The organism is Arthrobacter sp. alpha11c, assembly GCF_054149985.1.
Genome location: NZ_CP196747.1, coordinates 1,981,291 through 1,996,999 on the forward strand (window position 1 = coordinate 1,981,291; position 15,709 = coordinate 1,996,999).

13 protein-coding genes are annotated in these 15,709 nt (G+C 62.5%); 1 reads left to right on the top strand and 12 read right to left on the bottom strand.

The window, feature by feature from the left end; translation table 11 throughout:
* Positions 1 to 4 precede the first annotated feature (4 nt).
* The 8 genes from ACTAQJ_RS09155 to tdh all read right to left on the bottom strand — a co-directional run bounded on the left by ACTAQJ_RS09155 (position 5) and on the right by tdh (position 9,678).
* Positions 5 to 382 (bottom strand): hypothetical protein, encoded by a 378-nt coding sequence (locus ACTAQJ_RS09155; RefSeq protein ID WP_431119303.1) that lies wholly within the window; start codon positions 380 to 382, stop codon positions 5 to 7.
* An 18-nt stretch (positions 383 to 400) separates the two neighbouring features.
* On the bottom strand, positions 401 to 2,377 hold the full coding sequence (locus ACTAQJ_RS09160) for an APC family permease (RefSeq protein ID WP_431119301.1): 1,977 nt from the start codon (positions 2,375 to 2,377) through the stop codon (positions 401 to 403).
* A 155-nt stretch (positions 2,378 to 2,532) separates the two neighbouring features.
* Positions 2,533 to 3,216: a response regulator gene (locus ACTAQJ_RS09165; protein WP_498701761.1), complete on the bottom strand. Its 684-nt coding sequence runs from the start codon at positions 3,214 to 3,216 to the stop codon at positions 2,533 to 2,535.
* A complete protein-coding gene (locus tag ACTAQJ_RS09170; RefSeq protein WP_498701762.1) occupies positions 3,213 to 4,715 on the bottom strand; it encodes a sensor histidine kinase in 1,503 nt (500 codons plus the stop codon). Before ACTAQJ_RS09170 ends, ACTAQJ_RS09165 begins: the two co-directional genes overlap by 4 nt.
* A 113-nt stretch (positions 4,716 to 4,828) precedes the next feature.
* Entirely contained in the window at positions 4,829 to 6,067 is a 1,239-nt protein-coding gene (gene hutI, locus ACTAQJ_RS09175; RefSeq protein WP_498701763.1) for an imidazolonepropionase, read from the bottom strand.
* A gap of 11 nt (positions 6,068 to 6,078) precedes the next feature.
* A complete protein-coding gene (locus tag ACTAQJ_RS09180) occupies positions 6,079 to 7,176 on the bottom strand; it encodes an NAD(P)/FAD-dependent oxidoreductase (protein WP_498701764.1) in 1,098 nt (365 codons plus the stop codon).
* Between the two features lie 214 nt (positions 7,177 to 7,390).
* Positions 7,391 to 8,584, bottom strand: coding sequence for a glycine C-acetyltransferase (locus ACTAQJ_RS09185; protein ID WP_431119292.1), 1,194 nt, complete (start codon positions 8,582 to 8,584; stop codon positions 7,391 to 7,393).
* A gap of 47 nt (positions 8,585 to 8,631) precedes the next feature.
* Complete coding sequence (gene tdh / locus ACTAQJ_RS09190) at positions 8,632 to 9,678, bottom strand: L-threonine 3-dehydrogenase (protein WP_431119291.1); 1,047 nt, start codon at positions 9,676 to 9,678, stop codon at positions 8,632 to 8,634.
* A gap of 107 nt (positions 9,679 to 9,785) precedes the next feature.
* On the opposite strand from tdh, the gene ACTAQJ_RS09195 reads away from it, so the two are divergent.
* A complete protein-coding gene (locus ACTAQJ_RS09195; protein ID WP_431119289.1) occupies positions 9,786 to 10,712 on the top strand; it encodes a LysR family transcriptional regulator in 927 nt (308 codons plus the stop codon).
* Here the strand turns inward: ACTAQJ_RS09195 and ACTAQJ_RS09200 are convergent.
* The 4 genes from ACTAQJ_RS09200 to ACTAQJ_RS09215 all read right to left on the bottom strand — a co-directional run bounded on the left by ACTAQJ_RS09200 (position 10,709) and on the right by ACTAQJ_RS09215 (position 15,705).
* Positions 10,709 to 11,902 carry a Gfo/Idh/MocA family protein gene (locus ACTAQJ_RS09200; protein WP_498701765.1) on the bottom strand — a complete coding sequence of 398 codons (1,194 nt, stop codon included), beginning with the start codon at positions 11,900 to 11,902 and terminating at the stop codon, positions 10,709 to 10,711. The genes ACTAQJ_RS09195 and ACTAQJ_RS09200 overlap by 4 nt on opposite strands.
* Positions 11,903 to 11,930: 28 nt before the next feature.
* Positions 11,931 to 12,983: a LacI family DNA-binding transcriptional regulator gene (locus ACTAQJ_RS09205; protein WP_498701766.1), complete on the bottom strand. Its 1,053-nt coding sequence runs from the start codon at positions 12,981 to 12,983 to the stop codon at positions 11,931 to 11,933.
* A 64-nt stretch (positions 12,984 to 13,047) separates the two neighbouring features.
* Positions 13,048 to 14,709 carry a type 2 periplasmic-binding domain-containing protein gene (locus tag ACTAQJ_RS09210; RefSeq protein ID WP_498701767.1) on the bottom strand — a complete coding sequence of 554 codons (1,662 nt, stop codon included), beginning with the start codon at positions 14,707 to 14,709 and terminating at the stop codon, positions 13,048 to 13,050.
* Between the two features lie 72 nt (positions 14,710 to 14,781).
* Positions 14,782 to 15,705 (bottom strand): carbohydrate ABC transporter permease, encoded by a 924-nt coding sequence (locus ACTAQJ_RS09215; protein WP_498701768.1) that lies wholly within the window; start codon positions 15,703 to 15,705, stop codon positions 14,782 to 14,784.
* Positions 15,706 to 15,709: the final 4 nt, after the last annotated feature.

Here is a 15,709-nt window from a genome sequence, read left to right on the forward strand (position 1 = left end):
TCCTTTACGGTTCCTTTACGCCCCCGGGGATGCTTGCGGCAACCCTCGCCGCCTCTTCGTAGCTGGAGGGTGCTTGCTGACGGAAGGCAGAATCAGCATCTGCACGGAGCACGTCGGCGGCCAGCACTCGGACGTGAACAAGCTCGTCGTAGGCTTCGCTGCAGCCCAGGACATCTCCACGAACCTTGGGTCCGTGAGAACCCGGGTCAGGAGATACCTGGAAAATAATCCACCAGGTATCTCCGGCTTCGTCCCTGAAAAGGTAGCCCGCCGGAGGCCGATACGCTGCGCCGTCTACTCCGCGGCCTCCGTAACCCTCCACTGAGTCCGGAGGCGCAGCGAACCTCAGTCCGCCGTCTGTATGGTCCTGATGCGGGCCCATCCGCGAGCACCTCCTTGGTCAGCCGACGTGAACCCAGGGGCGTTGGGTGACATCGGGAACTGCTTCCCGCAGCACTTCCCTTGTGACGGGAGCGATTTCGCCCTCGCCCAGGAACAGGAAGCGCAGGAGGTTGGTGAAAGGATTCCCTTCGGTCCACCGGAAGTAGATGTGTGGCATGAGCCCGGTAACGTCCCGGATGTGGAGCAGGACGGACGCGATGGTGTTCGGTACGACCGGGCCGTGGACCTCCAGGATCCGGTACCCGTGCCGCGTCACGCCGTGTACTTGTAGCTCCGTTTCGAAGTCCGAGGAATCGTCGACGATCACTTCCAGGAAGATGGCTTGTTGCTCCAGAGGCAGATGGCTGACCTCGATCGCTGAGGTGAGCTTGTCCCGGTACGCTTCGGCGGTGAGCCGGAGCGGTTCGTGGGCAATGATCGCGATGGGTCCTTCGAGGGTGTCGGACATGAATTCCAGGGCCTGACGGTCCAAGTGGACACGGGTGGCGTGGAGTTCGAAGGAACGTCGGATGCGGGAGAGCAGGGAAATCACGATGATCCCCAGGATGAAGATTGCCGCGATCCTGATGCCTTCGGGGCGTTCGAAGATATTGGCGATGGTGGTGTAGATGAAGACCAGGGAGATGATGCCGAAGCCGATGGTGCGTTTACGCTGCCTGCGTCGGCGCGCAGAGAGCGTGACGGCAACGGCTGCGGAGGTCATCAGCACCAGAACGCCGGTAGCGTACGCGCCGCCCTGGGCGTCGACGTCGGCTTCAAAGAGGAAGGTGATGAGGAAGCCGACGAGAGTGAAGACGAGAACCAGTGGGCGGACGGCCTTGGCCCAGCCGGGGGCCATCCCGTAGCGGGGCAGGTATCGCGGGACGAGGTTCAGCAGTCCTGCCATGGCGGACGCTCCGGCGAACCACAGGATGGCGATGGTACTGATGTCATAGATGCTGCCGAACCCGACGCCAAGGTACTCGTGGGCTAGGAACGCCAGGGCGCGGCCGTTGGCTTGCCCGCCGGGTTGGAATTCCTGTTCCGGGATCAACACGACAGTGATGAAACTGGTGGTCATGAGGAATCCGCTCATGATGACAGCGGCCGTGGTCAGCATTCTGCGGGTTCCGCGGATGCGCCCCGCCGGGTTTTCCTCGGTATCGGCCTCGTCTCCCCGGACCTGGGGCATGACGGCGACACCTGTTTCGAAGCCTGACAGTCCGAGGGCAAGCTTGGGAAAGACGAGCAGGGCGATTCCCACGACCATGATCGGGTCCCCGTGCGAGGTCCAGAGCGCGTTCCACCAGCCGCCCATGGCGACAGGGTGCATGAACACCTGGCTGAGGGTCACGGCCACGACTATGGCATTGAGGCCCAGGTAAAGGACGACGAGGACAACCGCGACTCCGATGGCTTCCTTGAAGCCGCGGAGGAAGACGGCAGCCAGCAGCGCGAGAAGGAAGAGCGTAACGAGGATGTTCTGGCCCTGCAACCAACCGGGGGCGACAGGGTTCTGGATCAGGTGTGCACTTGCGTCAGCGGCGGAGAGGGTCATGGTGATCATGAAGTCGGTCGCGGCGAATCCGAGCAGGATGAGGACGAAGAGCTTGCCGCCCCAGCGTGGCAGGAGCCGTTCAAGCATCGCGATGGAGCCTTCGCCGCGATGGCTTTCCCGGGCCACGCGGCGGTAGACCGGCAGGGCGCCCAACAAGGTGACGGCAATGAGCACCAAGGTCGCCAATGGTGAGATCACACCGGCGGCCAGTGCAGCGATTGCCGGCTGGTAACCCAAGGTGGAGAAGTAATCGACGCCGGTGAGGCACATGACCTGCCACCACGGATGCTTCCTCTCGTTGGCCGCAGTCATTCCGCCGGGACCCTGGTGGGTGCCTTTGCTGTCCTGGAGCCCGAACAGCAGCCAGTTCTTCAGTGCGGCTTTTCCGGCTGGCTTGGGAGCCGATGGGTCGGCCGGCGGCCTGCTCAACGTGGTCATTATTTCCTTTCCGCGCGGCACAATGCGCCGCGGTCACAGCCGAAGCTAACACCGGCGGAAAGCATCGAACCGGGAAAGGCGTTTCTATTTACGAATCATTTACACCCCTCCGGAACGCTCAGGTTGTCTCGTGAAGACGTCCGCATCGCTGCCGGTTACGGCTCGAAGCGATAACCCATCCCGGCTTCGGTGAGCAGATGCCTGGGCCGGGCAGGGTCGGCTTCAAGTTTGCGGCGCAGTTGTCCCATGTAGACGCGGAGGTAATGCGTTTCTCCGTCGTAACCCGGGCCCCAGATCCTGGCCAGCATCTGCTGCTGGGTGATGAGCCGGCCCGGGTTGCAGACCAGCAGCTGCAGGATGGCCCATTCCCGCGGCGTGAGCCGCACTGGTGCGCCGTCGCGTGTCACTTTCTTCTTTTCGAGGTCCACTTCGAAGTCCCCGACGTCGACAATCACGACTTGTTCGCCGCCGTCGTACGTGCTGAGACGGCGTTCGGCGACCCTCAACCGTGCCAGTAGTTCATCCAGGCCAAAAGGTTTAGTGACGTAGTCATCCGCACCGGCGTCGAGGGCACGGACTTTGTCCACGGAGCCGTGCCTGGCGGAAAGGACGATGATCGGCGTGCTGCTGGAACGGCGGATCCTGGTAATGACGTCCACGCCGTTAATGTCCGGCAGTCCAAGATCCAAAACGATAAGGTCCGGATGGTTGCCTCCGGCCTGCTGCAGCGCAGTGGTGCCGTCCAAAGCGGTGAGCACCTGGTATCCCTCAGCGCGCAGATTTACCTGCAAAGCGCGCAGCAGTTGGGGTTCGTCGTCCACGACGAGTATCGTCCTCATGGCTCACCTCGTTCCGCGTTGCCGGGTGCGTGATGCGCGTTCCCGTCCCCGGTGGAAAGAGGGAGCCGGATGATGAGCGTCAGTCCCCCTCCCGGTGTCGGTTCAGCCTTCAGCTGGCCGCCCATCGCTTCGGTAAAGCCTTTCGCAACAGCCAGTCCCAGTCCTATGCCCAAGCCAGCCGGCGCGTCGTCCAGCCGCTGGAAGGGCTCAAACATGGCGATCACGTCCGCGGTGGCCACACCCTGCCCGTGGTCCACGATTCGCAGTTCTCCGCAGGGTCGTCCTTCAATCGTGGCCGCCCCTGATCCATTGGCAGGTCCCACGATGACGATATCCGAGCCCGCCGCGTATTTCAGGGCGTTCTCGACGATATTGGCAATGACGCGTTCCAGCATGCCCAGGTCGGCATCAATGGCTGGCATGTTTGGAGCCAGTTCGATGCGGATGGCTCCTGCCGGCAGTCCCCGTAGCGCGTCTTCTATGGCATCACGCCACGTCACCGAGGATGTGAGCGGGGCGGTGGATCCGCTGGAGATCCTGGACATGTCCAATAGATTGCCCACCAAAGAGTCAAGGCGGTCCGCGTAGGAGTCGATGGTATGGAGCATCTCGTCCTGTATCTCTTCTGGCAGCCGTCGCTTCTGGCGCTGCAAGGCGGTTACAGCAAGCTTGATTCCGGCCAATGGTGTCCGAAGGTCATGGCTGACAGCGTTCAGAATGGACGTCCGGATGCTGTTGCCCTCAGCGAGTTTCGTGGTCTTCTGCAGCCTAAGCTGGAGTGCAGAACGTTGCCGGAGTAAAAGCAGGTGCGTCGCATGGGCTGTCAGGAGCCGCCGCTCCCCGGCGGTAAGGGTCCTGCCAGAGACCACAAGAGCCGTCTCGGGATCTGCCAATTCACACGCATCGGCGCCTGATTCAGCCGAGCTCGGAGGCTGTGGGGCCGCTTCTCCTGAGTGCGCTTGGAGGTTCCAGCCGCCCCTGGCGCCGGAGGTTCTGGTAAACAATCCCACCGAGCGGACCTGGAAGGTCTCACGGACCTTATCCAGAAATGCCGCAATGGTGTCGTCCTCGATCAGGGCGTCCCTGGCCAAGTCCAAGAGTGTCGCCGCCTCGGCACGGGCATGCATAGCCTCCTGGGCCCGCTTGGCCGAGAGCCCTACCACCAAGGACACAGCAATCCCGGCACCCAGGAACACGAGCAAAGCAAACAGAATCTGCGGGTCATTGATTCTGAGAGTCCCCACGGGTTCGGTCTCGAAGTAATTCAGCAGCAACGAGTCCAGAATCGCGGCCAGCACGGCAGGCCAGAGACCACCGATGAACGCCACCGCCATCACCCCGGTCAAATGCACCAAGACATGGGTGGCAAAGTTCAGATCCGGGGCAAACGACATCACCGCCGTGGTCAGAACAGGGATGAAGACCGCCAGGACAAAACCTGCCGTGGTCCTGGTCCGGCCCAGCCCTCCTGAGCGTATGCGAAGAATTCCCCTTGCCATGTCCACAGTCTGTCAGCTGTGCCAGGGGTCTGCCTGATCCCAAGGCAAGAACAAGGTAAGAAAGGGCGCCGTCCCAACCGGAACGCCGCCTTTGCTTCTTTCCAACTTGATCCTTACACGGCGCGAACGCCCGCCCGCCACACCGAATGCGTCAGCGGGATCCCCGGCCGGTACGCCAAGTGCGTGGCCGACGGCGCCTTCAGCATGTGAAGGTCCGCACGATGACCGACGGCGAGCGAACCCACCGCCCGTTCGCCGTCGACGTCGTTCCCGGACTCCCGGCCCAACGCCAGGGCGCCGCCGTACGTCGCCGCCCGAACAGCCTCGTGGACACTGAGGTGCATCTGCAGGACCGCCGTGGTCACACAGAAAGCGATGGAACTCGTGTACGACGTCCCGGGGTTGCAGTTGGCGGCCAGGGCGATCTGGACGCCGGCATCGATCAGCTCCCGGCCTGGCGCGAGCGGCTGTCGCGTCGACAAGTCACAGGCAGGCAGGCAGGTTGCGACGGTTCCACGGGCGCCACTTCCCGTAGCCGGATCCCAGCCCTTCCAGGTTCCAGCGAGCGCCTCAATGTCCCTATCCGAAAGATAGTTCACGTGGTCCACGCTGGCGGCCCCGAACTCCACGGCCAACGCAACACCTGGCCCCTCGCCCAGCTGGTTGCCATGCACGCGCAGCCCCAACCCCGCGTCCCGGGCAGCCGTCAGGACCCGGCGCGACTGCTCTTCCGTGAAGGCACCTCGCTCGCAGAACACGTCCGCCCAGCGCACGTGCGGCAGAACGGCGTCGAGCATTTCACCGCAGACGAGGTCCGTGTACTGCTCCGGATCGGACCCGGCAGGCACCAGGTGCGCACCGAGATAGGTGACCTCATCCACCAGGGCCGCGGCGATGCGCGCACTCCGGGCTTCGTTCTCGACGTCCAAGCCGTAGCCGGTCTTGCTCTCAAGGTAAGTAGTTCCCTGCGAAACGGCTTCAGTGACACGATCCCTCACGAGGCGCGTCAGTTCATCGTCACTCACGCTTCGGGTGGCCCCCGTGGTGACGGCAATGCCGCCGGCACTGTAGCTCTGCCCGGCCATCCGGGCCTCAAACTCCGCTGTGCGGTCACCGGCGAAAACGAGGTGGGAGTGCGAGTCGACCCAGCCAGGCAGGACGGCGCGGCCTTCGGCGTCGATCTTTTCCTCCGCCGCGGGAGCGTCTTTGCTGGACCCTATCCAGGCAATGCGCTCGCCTTCGAACACGATCGCGGCGTCCTTGAGGACACGATGCTCCAGGTCCTGGGTCATCAGCTCGCCGATGTTGGTGATGAGAGTGCTGTTTTGTCCTGGACTGCTGATTCCGCTCATGTCCCTATTGTTCAGCGCCGGATGGACCAGCGAACGGCCGCAAGCTGCTCAGCTGTCCGGGATTCCGGACTGTCCGCCTCTACATTTCCCAGGATGAGGTCTGCGGCAAGTCCGGCGATGGCCGAGGACGTCTGGAATCCGTAGCCGCCCTGCCCGGCCAGCCAGAAGAAGCCCTTCGCTTCGGCGTCGAAACCAACCACCGGGATTCCGTCCGCAGCTTCTGTCCGCAACCCCGTCCATGCCCGGTCCACTGAACGGATGCCCAAGGTTGTCACTGAGTTGAGCCTGGTGATGAGTTTGTCCACATCGCCGGCATACGGTTTGGCGTCCTCGGCCCCGCTGGGCACGGTTTCCGACGGAGAGATGAGCACTTGGTTGCCCTCGGCGCGGAAGTAGAACGAGTGATCGGCTGCAGCCACCATTGGCGTTTGCCGCGTCAACGATTGCTCGACGTTCACAATCGCCGCAGTTCGCCGATACGGCTGCAGTCCCAGCTTCTCCACGCCGCTGATGACGGCCAACTCGTCCGCCCACGCACCCGCGGCATTAACCACGACGGCGGACTGGAAACCTTCCGTTCCGGCACCCACCTGCCAGCCGCTTCCGAGCCGCTGGGCCGAGTGAACACGCGCACCGGTGATGATGTCGGCTCCGGCGGCCTCGGCCCTCGTCCGGTGATCCTCCAACAAGGCCGGTGCATTGCAACCATATGAGCCATTGTCCAACCCCGCCGCCGTGAACGAGTCCGGATTCAGGACCGGGCACAGCTCCATGGCTTCTGCGTGAGTGATTGTGTGCATGTTGCCGCTGGCCTCTGCCCGGACTGTTTCCTCATCGCCCACCAGCATGAAGCCACGTGGGGTAAGGACCGGCTCAGGAAGTTCGGCGTCGCGCGCCCTCATCATCTCCAAGGTCCGGACGGTGAGTTCCTGCACTATGGGCGGCCCGTAACTCGGAATCAGCTGGCGGGCTGAGCGCGAGGAAGTGTGGAAGGCCAACGATTGCTCCGCCTCCACCAGTGCAACGGTGCACTTGCCTGCGAGCGCAGAAGCCAGAGAGAGCCCCGCAATGCCGCCGCCAATGATTACCACGTCATAATTCGAAGCCATGGCTCCATCCTGTCAGAAGGCATGAGGGGTGCACAGATCGATCCTCTCCCACATCCACCCCCCAACGGCCCGATGCTCCTTCACGTCCAACCCCCAACGCCCCGATGTTCTCTCCCTTGCGCCAAGAAAGGGAGAGAACATCGGGCCTAAAGCTGTAGGACGTGCGAGAAGATCGGGCGTAAAGCCGCAGGATGTGAGAGAACGTCGGGAACGGTTAGGCGACCGCTGCGCGACTCTTCACAAACGCCTGAACGCAAGCTTCGACGTCGTCGCTGCTGTGTGCGGCCGAAAGCTGGACGCGGATGCGGGCCGCCCCCTTTGGCACCACGGGGTAGCTGAAGGCGGTAACGAAGACACCGTGACCGAGCATCTCGTCAGCAACCTTTGCGGCTATTACGGCGTCACCGAACATCACGGGAATGATGGCGTGTTCGCCGTCGAGGAGCTCGAAGCCTTCCTCGCTCATGCGGCGGCGGAACAGTGCTGCGTTTTCGAACAGGCGGGTCCGGAGCTCCCCGGATTCCTGGACGAGTTCGATTGCCTTGATGGTAGCGGCCACGATGGCAGGCGCCAGTGAGTTGGAGAACAAGTACGGGCGGGCCTTCTGGCGCAGCATCGCCACGATTTCGCCGCGGCCTGAAACGTACCCGCCGGATGCCCCACCCAGGGCCTTGCCGAACGTGCCGGTGTAAATGTCCACGCGGCGGGAAACACCGGCGTGCTCGGGAGTACCGGCACCCGTGGGTCCCATGAAGCCGACGGCGTGTGAGTCGTCCACCATCACCAGGGCATCGTGCTTCTCGGCGAGGTCGCAGATGGCTTCAAGCGGGGCGAGGTAGCCATCCATGGAGAACACGCCATCGGTGACGATGATCTTGCGGCGGGAGCCCTCGGCCTCAACGAGCTTGGCCTCAAGGTCAGCCATGTCCTGGTTGGCGTAGCGGAAGCGCTTGGCCTTGCTCAGGCGGATGCCGTCGATGATGGATGCGTGGTTGAGGGAGTCCGAGATGATGGCGTCTTCCGGGCCGAAGAGGGACTCGAACACGCCGCCGTTGGCGTCGAAGCAGCTGGAGAACAGAATCGTGTCTTCGGTGCCCAAAAAGGCCGAGACGCGGGCCTCGAGCTCCAGGTGAAGATCCTGGGTGCCGCAAATGAAGCGCACAGAGGCCATGCCAAAGCCGCGCTCGTCCATCGCGGCCTTGGCTGCGGAAATGATGTCCGGGTGGTCGGCAAGGCCAAGGTAGTTGTTGGCGCAGAAGTTCAGCACAGTATTGGCTGGCTGGCCGAGTTGGCCGGCGGCGATGTGGCTGGCCTGCGGGGAGTCGATATGGCGCTCGGTTTTGAAGAGGCCGGCGCTGCGGATTTCGTCGAGTTCGCCTTGGAGTTGGTCTTTGATGGCTGAGTACATGGTGTGCTCCTGAATACGTCGGGAAAGGTTCGGTGGCGGAAGCAGGGTTACAGTTCGGTCCAGTCGAGGACCACTTTGCCGCCGGTTCCGGCGCGGGCGATGTCGAAGCCCTTCTCCCAGTCGGCCGCCGACAGCTTGTCGGTAACCACAGCTGAGATGTTCCGGTGCAGCACAGGGTTGGAAGAAAGCATGGCGCTCATCGCGTACCAGGTCTCGAACATTTCGCGGCCATAGATGCCCTTAAGCGTGAGCATGTGGGTGACCACCTTGCCCCAGTCGATGTCGATGGACTGGCTGGGAAGACCGAGCATGGCGATCCGCCCGCCGTGGTTCATGTTGTCGATCATCTCAGGCAGTGCCGTGGGGTGTCCGGACATTTCCAGGCCGATGTCGAAACCTTCGCGCATACCCAGCTCCCGCTGTGCGTCGCGGACGCGCATTTTGGAAACGTCGACGGCGAGGTCAACGCCCATTTGACGGGCCAACTCCAGTCGCGGAGCGGATACGTCAGTGATGGCGATCTTGCGGGCGCCAGCATGGCGGGCGACGGCAATGGCCATCAGACCGATGGGTCCTGCGCCAGTGATGAGGACGTCCTCGCCCACCAAGGGGAAGCTCAGGGCCGTGTGGACGGCGTTGCCGAAGGGATCGAAGATGGCACCGAGTTCCGGCGTGACGGATTCGTCGTGGTGGACCCAGACGTTGGTCTCCGGAATGACCACATATTCGGCAAACGCGCCATCGCGCTGCACTCCAACGGAGACGGTGTGAATGCACATCTGGCGGCGTCCTGCACGGCAGTTGCGGCAGATCCCGCAGACCACGTGGCCTTCGCCGGAGACCCGGTCTCCTACTTTGACGTCACGGACATCCTCGCCGATTTCCACTACTTCACCGTAGAACTCGTGACCCGCAATGAGCGGCGTTTCGATGATGCTTTGGGCCCAGGCATCCCAGCTCTGGATGTGGAGGTCGGTACCGCAGATGCCCGTGGTCATGACACGGATCTTGACGTCGCCGGGTCCCGCTTCGGGCTCGGGACGGTCAACGAGTTCGAACCCTGCGTGTGGTCCGGATTTGTAGAGAGCCTTCATGGGATTCCTCACTGCTGGGGCTGCTTCGCTGCTGCTGACTCCATTAGAGCGCCGCTAACGATTTAGCACAACTAGATTCTTCTCAATCAACGATTTAGGATTTGCTAATGGAAATTCACCAGTTGCAGATGCTCCGTGAACTCGGGGACCTGGGCAGTGTTAAAGCTGTGGCCGAGACTCTTATGGTCACCCCATCGGCGGTTTCGCAACAGCTCGCGCTCCTGCAGAAATCGGTGGACGTTCCACTGACACGCAAGGAAGGCCGCGCCCTGGTGCTGACGGACGCCGGAAAGGTCCTCGCCGAGGCCGGTGCCGCCGTCGTGAACGCCATGGCGGATGCGCGGGCAGCGATCGGCGCCTATCACGACGCTCCGGATGCGCCTGTGAGCGTCAGCGCCTTCCACAGTGCGGGGCAGGCGCTGTTCGCGCCGTTGGCAGCGCTGTTGGCGTCCGACGGCGGGAAGTCGCCTCGTCTGCGGCTGTCTGATGAGGACGTTGCCCAGGAAGATTTTCCGGGCTTGGTTGCCCGCTACGACCTCGTCCTTGCACACAGGATGGACAACAGCCCTGCGTGGCCCGAGGACAAAGTGGCCGTGATCCCACTGGCGGACGAACCCCTGGACGTCGCCCTACCCGCGGACCACCCGCTGGCATCCCGGCGCGAACTGAAGCCGTCCGACGTCGTGGGTGAAACCTGGGTGACGAGCCGCGACGGCTACTCCCCCGCGGACGTGCTCGCCGCCGTCGTTGCCGTGAGTGGACGGCCCGCCGAAGTGCTGCACCGCATCAACGACTACTCAACTGTTGCCGCGCTTGTCGCGGCGGGCGGCGCGATCGGACTCCTGCCAAGGTTCACGGCGCGGCGCGTCCTGGATGCGGGTGTTGTGCTGCGGCCCCTTTCCGGCGTGAACTCGGTGCGCAAGATCGACATCCTCGCCCGGCCGGAAACGCTGAAACGGAAATCGGTCATGACGGTTTGCGAGTCACTTCAAACCGTCATGACCGAGCTTATCGAGCTATCCAGCCCCCGCTAGTTGGGTGTGTTGCGTGTCAAGGCGGGTTGGCCGGCGTCGAAGTACTCCACTAGTTCGACCGGGAGCTCCGGTACCTCCCGAGCCGAGCCGTCACCGCGTAACGATTCTGCCGCGAGGATGCCGGCCACTACCGCCTGTCGCGCTGCAATCGGGCTTGTCTGGGTCTGGCCGCCCTCGGAGGCAAAGCGCAGGAACTCCTCAATCAGGCGAGGGTCCGCACCGCCGTGGCCACCTTCGCCGTCCTCAATAGTGATCACCTCGTCTGGTGCCGCGTAGCCGGAAGTCCGGTTGGTCCAGACGTTGATGGTCTGCCCGGGGCTGTCGCCGAAGTTCTCGATTCTGCCCTTGGTGCCGATGATGGTGTAGTTGCGCCAGTAATCAGGTGTGAAGTGGCACTGCTGGTAGGAGGCCAGCACGCCGTTGTCCAGGACCATGTTCATCATGGAAATGTCCTCGACGTCGATTACCTCAGCCAGGTCTTTCTGCTCCGTGGGGGGCCAGTTGTCCCTCGAGAACCATTCGCCCATGCGCTTGCCGGAGTTGTCACTGCGGTTGGTGACGTTGCCATAAACCGCAAGATCGCCGACGGCGGCAACCCGCTTGGTGTACCCGCCGGCAAGCCAGTGGATCACATCGATATCGTGCGCACCTTTTTGGAGGAGCAACGAGGTGACATTGGCGCGCTGGGCATGCCAGTCCTTGAAGTAGTAGTCCCCACCATCGCCAACAAAGTGCCGGCACCAGATGGCCTTGACCTCACCGATCCTGCCCTCCTGAATGATGTGGCGCATCTGTACTACAACGGGCATGTGCCGCATGTTGTGGCCAACGTACAAGCGCGTTCCGGTCTCGTACGCCGTCGTCAGGATCAGGTCCGCTGCCTCCACTGTGATGTCCAGCGGCTTCTCACAGAAGGTCGCAAGGCCAGCCTTGAGCGTACGGACCGCGACGGCGGCATGCTGGTTATCGGGGGTTAAGACCAGGACGGCGTCAAGGTCGCTGGCGAGCACCTCTTCGAGGTCGCTGGTGATGCGGGCCGAGGGGATGCTCGCCGCGGCGTCCGCCCGTCCCCTCTCGCTCACGTCACAGACGAGGGTGACTTCAGAGCCCTTGCCCGGCTTATGGGCGTGTCTCCACAACCCGGAGCGCAGGCCGAAACCCACGATGCCGACCTTCAAATCCTTTTCCATGAGGTGCAATTTCCTTCTGCTGGTTCGTTTAATAAAGTCTGGTTGCGGAGCTGCGGTGGGGTGCCGATTCGCGCACGAACAGGTGCCACGGGAAGTCCAGGACCGCAGGCTCGCGCTTGGCGTCAGGCGAAGCGGGTGACGTGGCCCGCTGCAAGAGCAGCCGGGCAAGCTTGCCGAAGAAATCCACGGGGCCCACAGTGCTGAGCGACGGCGACATCCTCTCCCCCTCCACCGTGTTGCCCACGCCGATGATGTCCACGTCCACACCAACGGCGAGCCCAAGCCGTTGAGCCGCATTGATGGCTGCGACGGCGGCGAAGTCCGTGGTGGCGTAGATGGCAGTAGGCCGGTCCGGCACGCTGAGCAGCCGCGTTGTGGCAGCATACGCACCGGCAGACGTGCCATCGAAGAGGCCCAAATAATCCTCGTTTTCCGGGATGCCGGCGTCCACCAAGGCCTCTGAGTATGCCCCATAGCGGGTGCCGCCGGCAGCCCCGGCAGCCGTGGCAGGGGTGAGGCAAGCGATCCTCCGATGGCCGTGGAGGAGGTGCTCCACGGCCATGCGGCAACCCGGGCCCGCAATGGACCTGATGACGTCAAAGCCCTCGGGTTCAATCCCTTCGTCAAAGACCACAAGCGTGGTCCCGTGCTCCGCGAGCTTCCGAAGGGCGTCCCGTTGCTCAGGCCGGACTGCGTCCACGAACACGGCGTCCGCGTTATGCGTGCCAAGGACCTTCACCCAGTCGGCGTCGCCAAGGATCATCGGCGTGATCCCCAACGGAGCAGCCGCCTTTTGCACGGCCTCGATGACGGATAACGACCAAGGATCGGACAGCATCGTCAATGACAGGATGACGGTGTTCGTCCGCCCCGTCCGGATAGCCCGGGCAGCCTGGTTGGGGCGATAGCCGAGCCGCTCCGCAACAGCCTTGACCTTCTCCGCCGTCGGATCCGAAACTCCCGGTCCCGCATCGCCCCGGCGACCCGACAACACATAGGAAACCGTGGCCGTGGAAACACCCGCGAGTTCGGCCACCATGCGGATGGTGGGCCGGACTCCCGAGTTGCTCGCTTTTGCCATGATTTCCCCCTGCTTGTTTGTGTCTGATGTCGCCTGGTGTCTGATCTAGCCTTGTTTTTTGAGGCTAGCTCCTGAACACGGGAGCAGCGGGATCCAACGCGGCCTGGTATTCGTCGCGCATCTTGTCACCACCTTCGCTCTTCCAGCGCTTGACCGCGTCCTTGAGTTCATCGATCTTGGCCCGTCCGGTGATGATGTCCACCACCTTGTCGCGGAGCTGTTTGGTGATCTTCGCCCCCACCTTGGCGTTCGTATCTGAGTAGGAACCATTGGTGGGGTTGCGCCATGCGAGCTCCAGCAATTTTTCTTCCTGCTGGCTGATATAGCGGGTGTCGTCGTCGAATCCCGGATTGAAGATGACGTTCTCCGGGCTGGACATGATGTTCAACGCCGAGACCAAGCCAGGCGCATTCGTGGTTCCAGTCTCCGTACGCACCGGGTTGCCCGAACCATCCAGGGTGTAATCCTGGCCGAGCTCGCCGAAGTTCTTCTGCATGTACTCCACCGTGCCAAACGGTGCCGACAGGTAGTTGATCAGGGCCAGAAGCTCACGGATCTTGTCCTCCCCAGCCTTCTTGAACGGCGTGAAACCCACCGTCCCATAGCCCATGTCGTAGGTTGGCTTGACCTTCCCGTCGGCGCTGAAAGGAATGAGGATGTCAAACTTCGCGGTCTTGTTCAGTGCCCGGTAGCTGCGGAGGTCATGGGGACCCACCACCACCTGCGCCGCAACACTGCCATTGGCAACGCGGGAACGAATGTCCGTGGCCTTGGAATCCGGGTAGAAAACCCCGGCTGCGAACATCTTGGCGGTGAACTCCACGCCGGCCAAGTACTCATCAGTTTCGTACAAGTGCGTCAGCGTACGGTCCTTGTTGATGGCCCAGCTGTTCGGGGCGCCAAACCACTCGGTAACCATGTGCAGAGCATTGATATACGCGGGCTCCAGGGCATACTTCTGATCGCCAGGACGGGTCAGTTCCTTCGCCTTGTCCAGGAACTCGTCCGCGCTCGCAGCCTCAAAACCACCTACTTGTGCCCATGCGTCGTGGTTGCCCAGGTACACCTGGCCGAACGGGGTGCTCGGGATGGGCGCTCCCCAGATCTTGCCGTTCACGACGGCGGTCTTCCAGGAATCGGGCTTCAGCGCGGCCAGATTGGGGTACTCGAGCACTGCGTCACCGGAGAGGTAGGGCGTCAGGTCCTGGAACTTTGCTTCGAGCATCGGGCCAACATTGGGAATTCCCTGGTTCGGCGGCACCCACATCATGTCGGGCAGTTCATTGCTGGCAAGGACAGTGGCGAACTTGGCCGGATAGCCGTCTCCAATGTCCTCGGCGATCTGCAGTTCCAGGTCACCCCCGAGCTTGGCGTTGAGGCGTCGCCAGAAGGGGTTGTCCTTCAGACCGGGGCTCATGGTGTCGAAGGTTTCCGTCAGACCGGTCACCTTGCCCTTAAGCGGCGGAGTCTTCACGGACTGCACAGCGGTGGGCAGCTTGAAGTAGCCGGCCTGCAGGCCTTTGGCGTTACCGGCAAGGTCCGGAGTCACACCGGTGAATTCCTTGTAGGTGGGCAGCTTGACCGACGCGGAGGCAGCTGCGCCTCCGCTGCTCGCAGCTCCCCCACCCCCACAAGCAGACAGGCCGACGGCGGTGACGGCCAGGCCGGCGAGGCCAAGAAAGCCGCGACGGCTGAATCCAGCCTGTCCTGAGGTAGTGCTCGTCATGGCATAACCCTTTCTGGTTATTTACTGGTAGGTGATGCTGCTGTTCTTGTTGCAGGCAGGCCGCTGGAGCGGCTAACCCTTCACAGCGCCGGTGATGACGCCCTTGGAAAAGTGCTTTTGAAGGAACGGATAAACCATCAGGATCGGAACCAGCGCCACCACTACTACAGCCATCTGGATGGATTGCGGCGGAGGTGTGGTGGTGATTCCCAGCTGGTCTGCCGCCCCGCTGCCCTGGACTACGAAGTTGCGGAGCAGCAACTGGATGGGCCATTTGCTGTGGTCATTGATGTAGAGCAGTGCGTTGAAGAACGAGTTCCAGAAACCAACGGCATAGAACAAACCGACGACGGCGATGACGGCCTTGGACAGCGGCATGACGATCCGCCACAGGATCTGCCAGTCGTTGGCGCCATCAATCCTGGCGCTTTCGATCAATTCGCCCGGGATGTTCATGAAGAACGAGCGCATCACCACAAAGTTGAAGGCGCCGAATATGCCAGGGAGGATCAGCGACCACAGGGAATCCAGCAGCCCGAGCTGTCGAATCATGAGGAAGGACGGGATGAGTCCCGGCGCGAACAAGAGCGTGAACAACACTGCGAGTACCACGGGGCGGCCGAAGAGGACTGATCGGCTGGTGGCGTACGCCATGGTGATGGTGACGAACAGCGCCAGGATGGTGCCCACGGCGGTGATGAGCATGCTCACGCCGAGGGACTGCAGAACCATGGGGCCTTTGAAGATCGTGGCGTAAGCCTCCAAGGTGGGCCGCTCAGGCCACAGCACGAATCCACCGGCCTGTACAAGTTGTTCGGTGTCCGCCAGTGACGTCGACACCACCAGGAGGATCGGCGTCAGGATGGACAGGCTGAAAAGGACGAGGACCACGGCCTTTACCGTTTGGTACAGAGGAGAAGGGCGTTCCTTCCATACGGGTCGTTTGGGGTTGTAGCTCAATTCCCGCGGTTTCCTCGTGAAAAGTGTTGTAGCCATGGGG

What these genes read in the sequence shown, in the direction of transcription:
- ACTAQJ_RS09200 (WP_498701765.1), bottom strand. Translation starts at nt 11,902, where the DNA reads ATGGAAAAGGATTTGAAGGTCGGCATCGTGGGTTTCGGCCTGCGCTCC.
- ACTAQJ_RS09195 (WP_431119289.1), top strand. Translation starts at nt 9,786, where the DNA reads ATGGAAATTCACCAGTTGCAGATGCTCCGTGAACTCGGGGACCTGGGC.
- ACTAQJ_RS09185 (WP_431119292.1), bottom strand. Translation starts at nt 8,584, where the DNA reads ATGTACTCAGCCATCAAAGACCAACTCCAAGGCGAACTCGACGAAATC.
- ACTAQJ_RS09215 (WP_498701768.1), bottom strand. Translation starts at nt 15,705, where the DNA reads ATGGCTACAACACTTTTCACGAGGAAACCGCGGGAATTGAGCTACAAC.
- hutI (WP_498701763.1), bottom strand. Translation starts at nt 6,067, where the DNA reads ATGAGCGGAATCAGCAGTCCAGGACAAAACAGCACTCTCATCACCAAC.
- ACTAQJ_RS09170 (WP_498701762.1), bottom strand. Translation starts at nt 4,715, where the DNA reads ATGGCAAGGGGAATTCTTCGCATACGCTCAGGAGGGCTGGGCCGGACC.
- ACTAQJ_RS09210 (WP_498701767.1), bottom strand. Translation starts at nt 14,709, where the DNA reads ATGACGAGCACTACCTCAGGACAGGCTGGATTCAGCCGTCGCGGCTTT.
- ACTAQJ_RS09205 (WP_498701766.1), bottom strand. Translation starts at nt 12,983, where the DNA reads ATGGCAAAAGCGAGCAACTCGGGAGTCCGGCCCACCATCCGCATGGTG.
- ACTAQJ_RS09165 (WP_498701761.1), bottom strand. Translation starts at nt 3,216, where the DNA reads ATGAGGACGATACTCGTCGTGGACGACGAACCCCAACTGCTGCGCGCT.
- ACTAQJ_RS09160 (WP_431119301.1), bottom strand. Translation starts at nt 2,377, where the DNA reads ATGACCACGTTGAGCAGGCCGCCGGCCGACCCATCGGCTCCCAAGCCA.
- ACTAQJ_RS09155 (WP_431119303.1), bottom strand. Translation starts at nt 382, where the DNA reads ATGGGCCCGCATCAGGACCATACAGACGGCGGACTGAGGTTCGCTGCG.
- tdh (WP_431119291.1), bottom strand. Translation starts at nt 9,678, where the DNA reads ATGAAGGCTCTCTACAAATCCGGACCACACGCAGGGTTCGAACTCGTT.
- ACTAQJ_RS09180 (WP_498701764.1), bottom strand. Translation starts at nt 7,176, where the DNA reads ATGGCTTCGAATTATGACGTGGTAATCATTGGCGGCGGCATTGCGGGG.